Genomic DNA, 13,168 nt, shown 5'->3' on the forward strand with positions numbered 1-13,168 from the left:
GGAAACGGTCGGTTTTGTGAGGACCAGGTCAGCCAGCCGAGGCATGCGGACGCTGAGGTGTCCAGGCGCTGGTGACTCCGCGCACCGCTGCGCGTGGTCGATCCTTCACCGGGGCCGGCAGCCGTCCCCCGTCTGCAGCGCGGCCACGTCCGGGCAGTGCAGGTGCTCCCACTCCCCGGAGCCGAAGGCGGCGTCGGTGGCGTCGACGAAGACCTCCACGCCGGCGCCGGCGGGCGCCACCCGGTAGTACGTCCTGATCGGGTCGCCCTCGTCGGTCAGGCTCGTCACCCGCACCTCGGCCCCCTGACGCCGCGCGCCCGGGGCCGTCAGGCACTCGCGGACCGCCGCCGGCTTCACCTGCCCCTGCGGCACCGCCACCGGCGGGCACGTGGGGTACGCCTCGCGCTCGGTGAAGGCCCGCGGCGCCCGGTTCGAGGCGCTCAGCTGCCAGACCACCCACGACGACATCGCCACGGCGAAGACCAGCAACGCCACGGTGAGCACCGCCGCGGTCGAGGGGGACCGGCGTACTGGCCGCGCGCCGGCTGTGCTGCTGCTCATGCATGTAGCGTGACCGATCGGCAGCACCGGCAAAGCTGCTTCAGCTCGGCGTCCGCCCCTGGACTGCGGTCGGCGCATCTCACAAACGGTCGCTTCAGCCACGCCCTCGGGTGGGTGTCGGACTACCCGCCTTGACCGGGATTGGACTCCCTGGCGCGTCACGCGGCTGCATCACGCCGCCCCTCACCCTCGCTCAGCACCGCGCGACGCCTCCTGCGCCTGGTGACGACGGTGGCGAGCTGGGCGGGCACGGCGACGGCCAGCACGATCACCGCCACCCGAGCCCACCAAGGCATCGACGAGCCCGTGGAGTCCATGCCCGCCATCACCGTGCAGAACAAGGCGGCGACCTCGAAGAGCCTGACCCACCCGCTCCTGCTCGAGCTCTTCGCGCCAGGGACCCGCCACCGCTGCCGGCGAGCCTCCCCCCAGGCCGAGACGGCCGAGAAGGCGGCCGCCGGCACCAGCCACAGCATCCAGAGCACATCAGCATGCTGCTGCACGCCCACCGCCGCGTCGCGGCCATCCGCCGCGACTGGGCCGATCGAGGACTCCTGCTCCATCGCTGCAGAGCCAGAGCAGGCCATGAGGACGAACGTCATCGGCACGGCCACCAGCGGGCTCGAGCACTCACGCCGTTGACCACCTGCACACCGCTGGGTGAGCGCGACAGCCGTCTCAAAAACGGTCGGATCTGAGATGGCGCGACGGGTGTCGACTGCCTGCTCGTCTCGAGGAGCAGCTGGTCAGCCAGTCGCCTCGTAGGCTGCGCGCGTGCCCGTGGTGATCGAGATCGTGACCGTCGTCGACGCCCCGGCAACCGTCGTCTTCGACCTTGAGCTGGACGTCGACGTCCACGCCGCCTCCTTGGCCGGCAGCGGTGAGACGGCCACCACCAGCACCGGGCGGCGCCGCCTCGGCCCCGACGACGAGGTCACCTTCTCCGCCCGCCACCTGGGGCGCCGCTGGTGCATGACCAGCCGCGTCACCGCGTACGAGCGACCGCACCGCTTCGTCGACGAGCAGGTGCGCGGTCCCTTCCGCACCTTGCGCCACGAGCACCTCTTCGAGGCCCTGAGCGCACAGCGGACCCGGATGACCGACCGCATGGGCATCACCGCCCCCGCCGGCCCGCTGGGGACGGCGGTCACCCACCTGCTGCTGGCGCCCTACCTGCGCCGGCTCCTGCGGCAGCGCGCAGCTCACGTCAAGCACGCCGCCGAAGCAGGCGATGGCTGCTCCTGCGACCGTCGCCCCGGCTGAGCCCTCGGAGTGCTCGCTCAAGTGCACTTCGGACGTCCTTGGGCTGGCGTGCCCGGTGGCGTTCCAGGTGCGCTGGTCAGCCGCTGATGGCGGTTCACGCCCGCTGCTCACCGGGCGCCGCAGCACTGAGATCTTCAAGCGTTGGGGTCCTCGCCGTGCAGGCGCAGCAGCCCGAGCCGGCTGTCGTCGACCGCCTCGACGTAGATGACGGCGCTGCGACCTTCGGCGTGCTCCCTTGCCCACTGCAGGACCTCGCCGACGTCGTGGGCGTCGTGCAGCCGGTGCTCCTGGCAGTGCCACATCACGTGCGGGCCTGGCGCCGGGCGCCACCAGAAGTGCACGCGGTAGACCGGCCGCTCGACCTCCCAGCTGGTGTCACATGGATCCACCGCTTCTGCGCGCATCCGGCGACGATGCCAGGCGCCAGCTGACGGAGGCACCCTCCACGCCACCGTCCGTGCGCTCACAGCGCCCTCGTCGCCCGTATATCGCGCCAGCCGATCGAGCCGCCGGCGGGCACACTGAGCGCGTGGCGGTCCTAGCGGTGGTGCGTAGCTGGAACACCCACCGGGCGTGGGGTGTGCTGGACAGCCCCCAGACCCCCGGTGGCTGCTGGGCGCACGTCTCCAGCATCGCCCGGCCCGGCCCCTGGAACGTCGAGGCTGGCGATGAGTACCTGCTGCAGTGGGAGAGCGCCCAGCAGGACGGCTTCGCCTACCGCGCGGTGCGCATGTGGCTGGCCGGCACCGAGCCCGTCGACCCGGTGGTCCGCCACGACGGCACCGCCTACACCAGCAGCCTGACGCTCAGCTTCGACGAGGACTGAGCGCCGCACCGGCCTGCTCACCTGCTCACCTGCTGCGTGAGCCGGCGGCACGACGCCCTCGCGGTTCAGACGGCGTCGATCATGATGTCGGACTGCGCCTCCAGTGGATCGCTCATAGACGGATCAGCGAGCTCTGCGCGCAGCCGGTTCGACAGCTCCCCTCCCATCTGCGGCCACGGCACGAACCCGGGCCCCGGGACGTACCTACCGACCCGGGCCACGCGCTGCCCGGCCAGAGCCAGCGCGCACGAGAGGGCCGCTTCGAGGGGGTCCTCGGCGCCTTGATCGCGTGCGATGGACGCAGCTTCGGCGATCGTCACCCACTCCTGGTGTGCCCGCGCCAGGACTTCCGCCTCGAGGGGGGTCATGCCCACGACTGTGCTCCGACCGGCCAGAGGAGGTCGACCCGGCTCTCACGAGGAGCGCATGCGTGATCGACCAGGCCGCACAACCGGCGCAATCGACCGTCTCACAAGCGGCGGTTCTGAGATGAGTCGAGCCGGCCGACGACCGCGCTGACGTGCCGAAGCGCGCACGCCGTTCCGGCGCCGGTCCGCGGTGGGTGACGCGGCCCGCGAGGCAGCCGCACACTGAGTCGGGTGGACACCCTGCTGCTGAGCGGGGACAACCCTCGACGGCGCCCACTGGACGCTGCACGCTCAGGACACCCCCCGCGGGCCGGGCGTGGTGCTTCACGTGCGCACCGCAGAGGCACGCCGCTGCTGGAGCACCGCGCAGCGCAGCACCCCGCTGCCACCCGGGCAGGTCATCGGCGGCGGCTGGGGTGGCGGCGAGGCCGACGAGCCGGCCACCTGGCTGATCAAGTTGCGCGCCGACGTGCGTGCGGTGGTGCACCTCTCGGACGGCACCCGCGAGGACCTGCGCGTGGTGGACGACCCGCACGCCAGCGGCGTGCGTTGGGCGGTGCTGGCCTACCCGCGCGACCTGGACGTGCACCGCACCGACGTCTACGACGCCGACGGCCGTGCGCTGCTCGACGCCGCCTTGACCTGAGTACCTACCCGCCCGCTCACGGCGCCGCGAGAGAAGGTCAGGGCACGCGCAGGGCCCACGCGCGGGCGGTGAGCAGGGCCACGGCGGCCAGCCCCAGCACCAGGGCGGCCTCCACCAGCACCACCGCTGGTGCGGTGCTGTAGCCGCTGGCACGTCCCACCGCCACCGCCGAGGGCAATGAGAGCGCCGCGGAGAGGGGAAGCAGCAGCGCACCGGCGCGCAGCGTGCGGCGCAGCTGCTGCGCCGCTGTGAGCCCTCGGCGCACCGCGGCCAGCACCGCGGCGATCAAGCCCACCCCGAACAGCGCGTAGACCATGCACACGATCACCGCGTACAGAGTGCTCTCGCCGTACACCGCGCCCGGCGCGGCGACGCGCACGAAGACCTGCCCGACCGCCCAGAGCACACCGGCCATCGCCGGCAGCACCACCACCAGCCCGGCGGCGATCGCGCCCACGGCCCCGATCGCCGCGGCGCCCAGCAACCGGCCGTACATCGGCCACGGCACCAGCCAGCCGTTCTCGCCGGCCACCTGCTCGGCGAAGACGTCCACCGCCACCCCCAGCACCGCCTCGGGGGTGCGCCCGTCCAGGTACGCCGCGTGCAGGTCGGCGCCGACCTCGCGGGCGACCGGCTCGCGCAGGACCCGCGGCACACCCAGAGCGCGCCAGTGCTCCTGCAAGGCGTCGATGACCGAGCGCACCGCGGCGGGCACCTCATCACCGCCCCTGGATGACGGGATGATCATCGCGGCTCGCCGGTCTGGGCACCTGTCCGGGCACCGGGCCAGGCACCGCTCCAGGCGCCGGTGGCGCGCAGCACCGCTTCGACCTCGGCGGTGCTGCGCTGCCACTGGGTCAGCCACTCGCCCAACGCTGCGCGGCCGGCGTCGGTGAGGGAGAAGACCGTGCGCGCCGGTCCCAGCGGGCTGGGTTGCTTTTGCTCGGCCAGCAGACCCGCGCGGCGCAGGCGGGTGATCAACGGGTAGACGCTGCCGTAGCTGACCTCCCCCAGCCCCGCCTCGGCCAGGCGGGCGGCCAACTCGTAGGCGTGGCCGGGCTGCTGCTCCAAGGCGGCCAGCACGCACAGGTCCAGCGAGCCGCGCAGCAGCTGAGCCCGCCGCTCAGCACCCGCAGTGCCCTGCGACTCTACTGTCATGCATCACACAGTAGCGATCGAGAACCAGACCATCGACCCCCCACGAAGACGCTGACGAGCCACGGCATACGCCACCGCTCCAAGGCACTCGCTGTCTCAAAAACGGTCGCTTCTGAGATGGTCCGAAGGGGCGACGACCGCAGGCTCATGCCGCAGCGCAGAGGCCGTTCCGGCGCCCGTAGGTGGTGGGTGACGCGGCACCCGTCCCAGCGCACACTGAGCTGGGTGGACTCCCTCCTGCTGAGCGAGACCGCCGTCGACGGCGCGCAGTGGACGCTGCATGCCGAGGACACTCCCCGCGGGCCGGGCGTGGTGCTCGACGTGCGCACCGCCGAGGGACGCTGCTGGAGCGCCACGGAGCGCAGCACCCCGCTGCCGCTCGGGCAGGTCATCGGCGGCGCCTGGAGTCGCGGGGAGGCCGACGAGCCGGCCACCTGACTGATCAAGCTGTACGCCGACGTGCGCGCGGTGGTGGTGCACCTGTCCGACGGCACCCGCGAGGACCTGCGCGTCGTGGACGACCCGCGCCGCGCCGGTGTGCGCTGGGCGGTGCTGGCCCCCCCGCCCCACCTGGACGTGCACCGCACCGACGTCTACGACGCCGACGGCCGGGCGCTGCTCGACGCTGCCTCGGCCTGAGCACCCGCCTGCCCGCTCACGGCGCCCCGGGCGCGTGCGGGACTCGGGCATGGCGGGGCTCGGGCATGCTGGCGCTGTGAGGTGGCCACCGTGGCGACGACACGTCCCCGCCAGCCCGCTGGCCGAGCTGCCGGTTGCTGCGGTGCAGCTGGCGCAGCGACTGCCCGACCCTGAGGCGCTGCGCCGACGCGCTAAGGGCCTGGCGATGCTGGACGCCGTGCTGATCGAGGACCGTGACAGCCGCACCTTCGACTTCGACACCGGCTGGGGCGTGAGCGAGGAGCTGGCCTCGATGGACGACGGCAGCGGCAACGCCTGGTCGATCACCTTCACCCCGGTCGGGGTGTGGCTGCGCGGCTTCGACCACGAGAGCCCCATGAGCCCGTGGGCCGGGGAGCACGACTTCGACTGGCTGACCGCGGTGCCCGAGCCGCTGCGCCAGGCCGCCGCGGAGCCGGCCTTCACCGGCGATGACCTGCCGCTGGTGAGCGTGGCGTGCTGGCGGCTGCGCGAGGACGAGGGTTGGCACCCGGTGCGGTTGCGCAGCGGCGTCGCCGCGGACACCCCCGACGGCTCGGACTGGCTGTTCGCCGAGCTCGAAGGTGACGACGCGGCCCACGTCGCCTACCTACAGGAGAGCTACGAGATCGAGGTGGACCCGCAGGACGTGGAGCACGTGCTGACTCTGCAGCCGCTGAGCGAGGAGCTGGTGCGCCGGCTCAACCACGAGCGGCGACTGGCAGACCTCACGCAGGACATCGCCCGCATCGGCTACCCCGGCCCCACCTGAGTCGGCTCGTCAGAGCCGGGCGAACATTCGGACATCCCGTCCTCTACGCGTGGTCACCGTCTCAAAAACGGTCGGTTATGAGATGGCCCGAAGATATGACGACCGCACGCTCGTGCCGATCTGCGGGCGTGCCTCGACAGCTGCGCGGCAGGTCGCGCACGATCAGTGGGTCCGCGCGCCACCGCGTTCTGAAGGGCCACCGTGACCACTGCAGCCCACACCCACGAGATCCCGCAGGGTGTGCTGCTGCTGCTGCAGCGCGCTACCGGCGCCGGCCTGCTCAGCAGCATCGAGGCGATGGCCGCCGCGCTGACTGAGACCGGCTGGGTGCGCGGCACCACTAGCGGCTCGTGGTCCTACGCCGCGGACGCCTCCTGGACGGTGGAGTCCGCCGACCACGCCCCAAGCTTGTCGATCTTCACGCAGGGAAACGAGCAGCAGGAGTACGAGCGTCTGCTCCACCTCGCCGGCGCACTGCGCGCCCTGATCGACGCCGGAGAGGTGGGAGCGGTGCAGCCCGGCGAGCCGGACCCGGACTGGAGCAGCTGGTCCGGCGCCGACGTGGTCCTCATGCTGAATGTGACACCACAGCGCCAGCTGGACGAGCTGGGCAGGTACCGCCTGCCCGCTCTGCTGCACCTGGCCGTCGAGCGGGCTGACACTCCCTCAGAGGGACTGCCCTTCGACCTGTCGCGGGCATACCGCCTGGCCCGGCAGGGCTCACCGATCGCCCGCTGGTACCTGGCCGGTGAGGACCTCCTGCCCGAGGACGTAGTAGCTCTGCTCGCCGCCGACGAGGACCCAGCCGTCGTGGCTGCCCTAGATGCCAACAAGGAACACCGGCGCAGCGAGCAGCAATGGCGCCTCACGCGCGACGAGCCGTAAGGCGCAGGCACCTCACCACCGCACGCCCATCCCGCGGCTCGGGCTCACCTCCTAGACGTAGGCGCCTAGCTACGCCGGCGCAAGCGACGGGCGATCGCTGCAATGGCGGCAAAGGCGAGCATGATCGGCGCCGCCTCACTGCCGACGGAGCGCCACTTCTCGCCGTTGGTCGTATCAGGCACGAGTACCTCCGGATGTCCGCCGCGCACGACTACCTCACACGGTAGTGCTGGCCAAGGACCGAGGCGGCTCCATCCGGTCATGCCGCCGTCCAGACGCGGTCACCGTCTCAAAAACGGTCGCTTCTGAGATGGCTCGATGCTCCGGCAACCGTGCGCTCCGGGTCGCTGAGCAGTCGATCACTGCGTCGCGATCCACGGCGCTGCTCCTTCCGCCAGCTCCAGCCAGGTGCATCCGGTGACGGACCAGAAGAAAGTTGGCCAAGATCGGGAACTCGAGGCGCGCTTCGGGCATGAGGGGGTGTGAGCCAGGTGAGCGGCACCCCCCACGGGCCCGAGCAGCCCGACGGCCGAGAGCCCCAGACGGCCTCGAGTCGTCAGGCGGTGCCGCTGGACGACGCGCAGCTCCACGACGGGCAGCTCGATGACGGGCAGCTCGATGACGGGCAGCTCGATGACGGGCAGCTGTGGCGCCGGGCGGTGGCAGGCGACGCCGACAGCTTCGGGGTCCTTTTCGACCGCCACGGCGATGCGGTGCACGCCTACTGCGCGAGGCGCACCGGCTCCCTGGACGCCGCCGACGACCTGGTCTCGATCGTCTTCCTCGAGGCCTGGCGCCGGCGCGGCGACGTGGAGCTGATCGAGGGCAAGGCGCTGCCGTGGCTGTACGGCATCGCCACCCGCACCCTGCAGCGGCGCTGGCGCACCACCCGCCGGCACCGCGCCGCCCTGCAGCGCCTACCCGCGATCGCGCACGAGCCCGACCACGCCGAGGACGTCGCCGCCCGCCTGGACGACCAGCGCCACCTGGCCGATCTGCAAGCCGCCTTCGCCCGACTGCGCCCAGCCGAGCAGGAGGTCCTGACGCTGTGCGTGTGGCAGGGCCTGGACTACGCCTCCGCGGCGCTGGCGCTGGGCGTGCCCATCGGCACCGTGCGCTCCCGGCTGTCCCGAGCACGGGCCCGCCTGCAACGCGCCCACCTGCACACCGGCGAGGACCCACCCGTAGCTACTACCGCTGCGTCCTCCCCCGCCTCTCGCGCCTCTCGCCCGCGTACCGCCTCTACGGAGCTGTCATGACCTCGACCCTGGGCGGCATGGACCGCCGCCGGCACGCCGCCGTGCGCGCCCTGCTCATCGAGCAGGCCACCACAACTACTACCAGCACCGCCGCGAGGAGCAGCGCTGCATCCGTTGCCCACGGTGCCGATCGAGCAGACGGCCACCTTGCGGGCCACCAGCGACCAGGTCACCGGCCCCAGGGGCGCCAGCCCAGTAGCCGGCCGCCTGCGTGGAAGCGCCCGAAGGTGCGCCGAGTGGGGCTGGCGCTGGCCTCGGTGAGCGCGGTGGCCGTCACCTCCGCGGTGATGCTGGCCGGGGACCCCACCGCCCCGGCCAGCTACGCCAGCTGGAGCGCGGTCCCGGCCAGCGCCAGCACCACCGCCCAAGCCGCCCGCCAGTCCGAGGACGACATCGCCACCCAGGCCTCGAAGTGCACCGAGCTGACCGGCGCCTCCGTCGGCGTCGGCGGGGTGTCCGCCCGCCCGGAGGACGCCGCAGCGCGCAGCGTGCTGGTGGACCGCCGCGGGGACTGGACCTACTGCGTGGACATCACCAAGGGCTCAGGCACCGCCGACGACCCCCTCATCGTGCTCTACGGCCTCAACGGCGCCGCCGGTGGTGGCGGGGGCGCCACCGTGTGGGACAAGCCCTACACCTGGCCGACCGGCACCGACGTCAACGTCCTGGGCGGCAGTCCCTACGCCGTCGCCGACGAGGACCCGGTGCGAGTCAACTACTCCCTCGTCGGGTCCCTGGGCCCGCAAGTGAGCGGGGTGGACATCAACCTCGCCGACGGCACGCGCATCACCACCACCGTGCACCAAGACTTCTGGGCCGCGTGGTGGCCCGGGCGCGTCAGCACCGCCCGGGTGAGCACCTTGAGCGTGCACACCGCCGACGGCACCAGCTACGAAGTGGACCCACGCACCATCCAACTGCCCTGGGAGCAGTACGGAGGCAGTGGCACCACCTGGCCGTGATCCCTCGCGATCACTTCCCCACACCTGCTCAGTCGGTGCGGCACCGTCTCAAAAGCGGTGGGTCGTGAGATGACCCGAGCCGACGACGACCGCACACTCATATCGATCTGCGGATGTTGCCTCCTGCACGCCTGACCGGGTGCAACCGTCAGCGTGTGACCTGCGTTCGAGGTGAGTGCCGATGACACCCCGTCGCCTGGTGCTGCTCGGGATGGGCGTGGCCCTGCTGGGCGCCTGCGGCTCACCGCCCTCCGAGATCGACGGCCCGGTCATCGTCATCACCGGCGAGCTGCGCTCCACGATGCAAGGAACGGCGGGCCCGGTGCTCGCGCTCGAAGACGGCTGCCTGCGCTTCGGCGCCGGCGGGGGCGTGCTGGTCTGGGGCAAGGGCACCACCTGGGACGAGAAGACCCAGGAGGTGGTGTCTCCCCAGGGGGCGCGCCTGCGGATCGGTGAGCCGATCACCGTCAACTCCTCCCCCGTGCCCGACTTGGAGCAGGCGCTGGGCCGTGAGGGAGCCGAAGCCGCTGAGGCGTGCGGCGGCGCCGACAGCCCCGGCGGCCGCACCCCCGAGGGCGCGTCGTCCGCCCTGGTCGGCGCACTGGTCCCACCTGGAGCGACTTAACGCTCATGCCGCCGTCCGGGCGTGGTCGCCATCTCATAAACGGTCGCTTCTGAGATGGCCCAGCCAGGCGCCGACCTCACACTCATGACCCTGGCCGAGGTGCCCACCCACCGGTCCCGCTCCTCATCCCGGCACACGCTGAGGAGCTTCCTCACCGCTTCTGGTCAAGACTCCGCCTCCCCACGGCCCGACGCTGCGCCATGATGCGGCGGTGAGCGGCATCCAGGCAGGGCGAGTGATCGCCGTCAGTCGCGACGGCACGCACCGCTTCAGCAAGGACGTCACCGACGTGATCACCTTGCTGGCCGGTCAGGGCGTCGAAGGCGATGCCCACGCCGGCACCACGGTCCAGCACCGCTCCCGCGTGGCCGCCGACCCCACCCAGCCCAACCTGCGCCAGGTGCACCTGATCCACAGCGAGCTGCACGACGAGCTCAGCCAGCAGGGCTTCGAGGTCGGCCCCGGCCAGCTGGGCGAGAACATCACCACCTGCGGCGTGGACCTGTTGAACCTGCCGCGCGGCACGCGACTGCACCTGGGCGAGCAGGCCGTGCTCGAGGTCACCGGGCTGCGCAACCCGTGCGCGCAGATCAACGCCTTCCAGCCCGGGCTGCTCAAAGCGCTCACCCCCCGCGATGCTGAGGGCAACGTGATGCGCAAGGCCGGCATCATGAGCATCGTCCTCGCGGGCGGTCAGGTGCGCGCCGGGGACCGCATCGGCATCGAGGTGCCAGCGCAGCCGTGGGAGGCCCTGCAGCGCGTCTGAGCGGCGGCTACCGACCACCACGGCGCACGAAGCTCAACACCCCGGCCCGGGCGACGACCCACCAGTGGATAGCCGCCCGCCGGTGCACCGGTCATCCCGCCAGGCGCGCCGTCACGCCCACGGCGCGCTGAAGCGCACTGCGGCGCGTCCCGTCATGGCACCGTCCGTGAGCAGGCGCCGTCTCATAAACGGTGGGTTCTGAGATGGCCCGAGCGGACGACGACGGCACGCTCAGGCCGATGAGCAAGCGATCACCGCCCGGAGTTGGCGGTCTTCTTGGCCGCTCTCAACCCAGAGGACGCACCAGCTGGCGCACCTGCCACAACGCCACCGCGCCGCTGAACAGGGCGCCGGGCACGATGACCGCAGCAGGCAGCACCACGCCCTGGGCGACCCACCAGCCCGCACCGAAGACCACGACGGCGACCAGCGCCGCCGCGGCAGCGGAGGCGATGCTCCAGCTCCACGCGCGGCGCTGCTTACGACGCTCAGCAGCTGCGAGCACTGCGAACGCACCAGCCGCTGCCAGCACCCCGCACAACGCTCCGGCCACGGCGCCGATCGCGATGAGCCCCAGACCCAGCCCCAGCTCACCGCCACCGGCGCGCAGGCCCAATGCGACCAGCGCTGCGCCCGGCAGCACACCCGAGGCCGCTCCGCACAGCGCCCCGCGCAGCAGACCCCAGCCGAACACCGCGTCGAAGGGACGCTGGCGCACAGCGCCCTCGGACACCGCACCCCGGCTCATCCACCGATGGTGGCAGGACCCGATCAGCGCCGTGCGCACATCCAACAGGAGACGCCCGTCTCCCCGCCCGACCATCTGTTCCTGCCGCCCTCATGCAGCAGTGGTCCTCGGTGTCAGGACGCGCGCGGCGGTGCGCGCCAGCGCGTAGGCCAGCGTGGCGACCTTCCACCCGCTGCGCTCACCGAAGCGGTAGTCGACGGCCGGCACCAGCCGCTGCGCCAGGTCCGGGCGCGCCCGGGCCAGGTAGCGCCGCGCCCGGCGCGCGTGCGTGGGCGCGGAGGCGATGGTGATGCTGCCGGCCTGCTCAAGGCGCTCCAGGCAGTGCTGCACGTTCTGCCACGTGCTGCGCGAAGCCTCCTCCAGCTCGATGCGCTCCTGCGGCACCTTCAAGACCTCGCGGGCGTAGCGGGCCATCACGTGCGCCTCGCTGGGGTCACCGGGGGCGCCGGTGCACCCGCCGGTGAAGAGCAGCCGGCCGTGCACCGGGTGCATCGAGCGCACCGCGATGTCGGTGCGCCAGCGCTGCACCGGGTGCAGCCGGCCACCGGGGCGGCTGGGAGAGCCGAGCACCAGCACCACCTGCGGGCCCGGGACCAGCCGGGCACCACCTTGAGCGCCCCTCGGGGCACCGCTCTGAGCACTGCGCCGGGAACCCGCGGGCCAGCCGTGGCGGGAGGCGTGCCGCTGCACTAGCTCGGCGATCAGGACGAGCGCCACGGGCAGGACCGCAGCGGACGACGCGACGGCCACCGGGAGCGGCAGGTGCAGCGAGCGGGGCACGTGGCGAGCATCCGCTCGGGCACCGCCATTGGCTCAGGCGACACGCACGGTCGTGCCGCCCCACGGGTGCGTCTGCTCGCGGCCCACTGCGGCGCCCTCGGCCGGGGCGCCACCGGCGCGGTGGCGGCGCCGGACACGCTCAGCGGCCGGCGGCCCACTCCTGCGCCAGCAGGGCGTAGCCGACCCCGTCGACCCAGCCCAGGTCGCGGTGCAGGGAGTCGGCCACCGTGTACAGCTCGCGGCGCATCCCGACGCGCTCCATCAACCGGATCGAGGCGACGTTGGCGGCGAAGGCGTTGGCCGTCACCCGCCGCAGCCCCAAGCCCTCGAAGCACACCCGCAGCACCTCGCGCACCGCCTCGCTGGCGTAGCCGCGCCCACCGAAGGCCGGATCCAACGCCCAGCCCAGCTCGGCGTGCACCCCGCGCGCCTGCTGGCGCACCTCGCGCTGGGCCCAGCCATCCTCCACCTTCACCATCACGTCACCCACCACCCGGCCTTGAAGCTCGATGACCAGCAGGTCGCGCAGCCGCGCGGTGAGAATGGCCCGCCAGTCCTGTCGGTCCGCAGGGCGCCACGAGCCCCACCGGCTGACCTGCTCCAGGCGCCGGTAGGCCCACACCGCCTCCTCATCGGCCGCGCTGACCCGCCGCAGGCTCAAGCGGGCGGTGCGCACCGGCCACGAGAGCGCGTCCAACGGTGCGGGTGCGTCCTGATCGGTTCCGCTCACCGACCGAGCGTGTCAGCTCACCCGCAGAGCCGCTCATGACATGGCGTGCTGCGTGTTCGGTCACCGTCCCACAAACGGTCGCTTCTGAGATGGTCCAGTCACGCGCCCGTCGCACCGTCCTCGAGCTGGCCAGCAGGTCGATGACACTTCCGTCCACCGCAC

General features: G+C 72.4%; 20 protein-coding genes. 11 read left to right on the top strand and 9 right to left on the bottom strand.

Features of this window, described 5'->3' with window-relative positions; translation table 11 throughout:
• Positions 1–105 precede the first annotated feature (105 nt).
• Positions 106–561 carry a hypothetical protein gene (locus ACRYMN_RS05610; RefSeq protein ID WP_432492838.1) on the bottom strand — a complete coding sequence of 152 codons (456 nt, stop codon included), beginning with the start codon at positions 559–561 and terminating at the stop codon, positions 106–108.
• A 158-nt stretch (positions 562–719) separates the two neighbouring features.
• Positions 720–1,169 (bottom strand): hypothetical protein, encoded by a 450-nt coding sequence (locus ACRYMN_RS05615; protein WP_432492840.1) that lies wholly within the window; start codon positions 1,167–1,169, stop codon positions 720–722.
• 166 nt (positions 1,170–1,335) lie between these two features.
• Between ACRYMN_RS05615 and ACRYMN_RS05620 the strand changes: the two genes are divergently transcribed.
• Positions 1,336–1,824 (top strand): SRPBCC family protein, encoded by a 489-nt coding sequence (locus ACRYMN_RS05620; protein ID WP_432492842.1) that lies wholly within the window; start codon positions 1,336–1,338, stop codon positions 1,822–1,824.
• Between the two features lie 134 nt (positions 1,825–1,958).
• On the opposite strand, the gene ACRYMN_RS05625 is transcribed toward ACRYMN_RS05620, so the two are convergent.
• Positions 1,959–2,228, bottom strand: a complete 270-nt coding sequence (locus ACRYMN_RS05625) for a hypothetical protein (RefSeq protein WP_432492844.1) — start codon at positions 2,226–2,228, stop codon at positions 1,959–1,961.
• A gap of 125 nt (positions 2,229–2,353) precedes the next feature.
• Between ACRYMN_RS05625 and ACRYMN_RS05630 the strand changes: the two genes are divergently transcribed.
• Positions 2,354–2,650: a cold shock domain-containing protein gene (locus ACRYMN_RS05630; RefSeq protein WP_432492846.1), complete on the top strand. Its 297-nt coding sequence runs from the start codon at positions 2,354–2,356 to the stop codon at positions 2,648–2,650.
• A gap of 65 nt (positions 2,651–2,715) precedes the next feature.
• Here ACRYMN_RS05630 and ACRYMN_RS05635 read toward each other — a convergent pair whose 3' ends face one another.
• A complete protein-coding gene (locus ACRYMN_RS05635) occupies positions 2,716–3,018 on the bottom strand; it encodes a hypothetical protein (protein WP_432492848.1) in 303 nt (100 codons plus the stop codon).
• Positions 3,019–3,346: 328 nt separating this feature from the next.
• On the opposite strand from ACRYMN_RS05635, the gene ACRYMN_RS05640 reads away from it, so the two are divergent.
• On the top strand, positions 3,347–3,664 hold the full coding sequence (locus tag ACRYMN_RS05640; protein WP_432492850.1) for a hypothetical protein: 318 nt from the start codon (positions 3,347–3,349) through the stop codon (positions 3,662–3,664).
• Between the two features lie 37 nt (positions 3,665–3,701).
• On the opposite strand, the gene ACRYMN_RS05645 is transcribed toward ACRYMN_RS05640, so the two are convergent.
• Both ACRYMN_RS05645 and ACRYMN_RS05650 read right to left on the bottom strand, forming a co-directional pair.
• Positions 3,702–4,412 carry a hypothetical protein gene (locus tag ACRYMN_RS05645; protein ID WP_432492852.1) on the bottom strand — a complete coding sequence of 237 codons (711 nt, stop codon included), beginning with the start codon at positions 4,410–4,412 and terminating at the stop codon, positions 3,702–3,704.
• A complete protein-coding gene (locus tag ACRYMN_RS05650) occupies positions 4,409–4,822 on the bottom strand; it encodes a PadR family transcriptional regulator (protein ID WP_432492854.1) in 414 nt (137 codons plus the stop codon). The genes ACRYMN_RS05645 and ACRYMN_RS05650 overlap by 4 nt, the downstream gene beginning before the upstream one ends.
• 225 nt (positions 4,823–5,047) lie before the next feature.
• On the opposite strand from ACRYMN_RS05650, the gene ACRYMN_RS05655 reads away from it, so the two are divergent.
• The 8 genes from ACRYMN_RS05655 (at position 5,048) to ACRYMN_RS05690 (ending at position 10,748) form a co-directional block, all read left to right on the top strand.
• Positions 5,048–5,260 (top strand): hypothetical protein, encoded by a 213-nt coding sequence (locus ACRYMN_RS05655; protein WP_432492856.1) that lies wholly within the window; start codon positions 5,048–5,050, stop codon positions 5,258–5,260.
• Between the two features lie 21 nt (positions 5,261–5,281).
• Positions 5,282–5,461, top strand: a complete 180-nt coding sequence (locus ACRYMN_RS05660) for a hypothetical protein (protein ID WP_432492858.1) — start codon at positions 5,282–5,284, stop codon at positions 5,459–5,461.
• Positions 5,462–5,537: 76 nt separating this feature from the next.
• Positions 5,538–6,251 carry a hypothetical protein gene (locus ACRYMN_RS05665; protein ID WP_432492860.1) on the top strand — a complete coding sequence of 238 codons (714 nt, stop codon included), beginning with the start codon at positions 5,538–5,540 and terminating at the stop codon, positions 6,249–6,251.
• 201 nt (positions 6,252–6,452) lie between these two features.
• On the top strand, positions 6,453–7,136 hold the full coding sequence (locus ACRYMN_RS05670; protein WP_432492862.1) for a hypothetical protein: 684 nt from the start codon (positions 6,453–6,455) through the stop codon (positions 7,134–7,136).
• A gap of 482 nt (positions 7,137–7,618) precedes the next feature.
• A complete protein-coding gene (locus ACRYMN_RS05675; RefSeq protein ID WP_432492864.1) occupies positions 7,619–8,395 on the top strand; it encodes an RNA polymerase sigma factor in 777 nt (258 codons plus the stop codon).
• A 227-nt stretch (positions 8,396–8,622) separates the two neighbouring features.
• Positions 8,623–9,357, top strand: a complete 735-nt coding sequence (locus ACRYMN_RS05680; protein ID WP_432492866.1) for a hypothetical protein — start codon at positions 8,623–8,625, stop codon at positions 9,355–9,357.
• A gap of 181 nt (positions 9,358–9,538) precedes the next feature.
• Positions 9,539–9,982 (top strand): hypothetical protein, encoded by a 444-nt coding sequence (locus tag ACRYMN_RS05685; RefSeq protein WP_432492868.1) that lies wholly within the window; start codon positions 9,539–9,541, stop codon positions 9,980–9,982.
• A 220-nt stretch (positions 9,983–10,202) separates the two neighbouring features.
• The gene (locus ACRYMN_RS05690; protein WP_432492962.1) at positions 10,203–10,748 is read left to right on the top strand and encodes an MOSC domain-containing protein; all 546 of its coding nucleotides are present in this window, start codon (positions 10,203–10,205) and stop codon (positions 10,746–10,748) included.
• A 286-nt stretch (positions 10,749–11,034) separates the two neighbouring features.
• Here the strand turns inward: ACRYMN_RS05690 and ACRYMN_RS05695 are convergent, their stop codons facing one another.
• From ACRYMN_RS05695 to ACRYMN_RS05705, 3 genes are all read right to left on the bottom strand, one after another.
• A complete protein-coding gene (locus ACRYMN_RS05695) occupies positions 11,035–11,535 on the bottom strand; it encodes a hypothetical protein (RefSeq protein ID WP_432492870.1) in 501 nt (166 codons plus the stop codon).
• A gap of 51 nt (positions 11,536–11,586) precedes the next feature.
• Positions 11,587–12,276 (bottom strand): YdcF family protein, encoded by a 690-nt coding sequence (locus ACRYMN_RS05700; protein ID WP_432492872.1) that lies wholly within the window; start codon positions 12,274–12,276, stop codon positions 11,587–11,589.
• A gap of 139 nt (positions 12,277–12,415) precedes the next feature.
• Positions 12,416–13,006: a GNAT family N-acetyltransferase gene (locus ACRYMN_RS05705; protein ID WP_432492874.1), complete on the bottom strand. Its 591-nt coding sequence runs from the start codon at positions 13,004–13,006 to the stop codon at positions 12,416–12,418.
• Positions 13,007–13,168 lie beyond the last annotated feature (162 nt).

It is taken from the genome of Kineococcus gypseus (genome assembly GCF_050871305.1).
In the GTDB taxonomy this organism is placed as follows: domain Bacteria; phylum Actinomycetota; class Actinomycetes; order Actinomycetales; family Kineococcaceae; genus Kineococcus; species Kineococcus gypseus.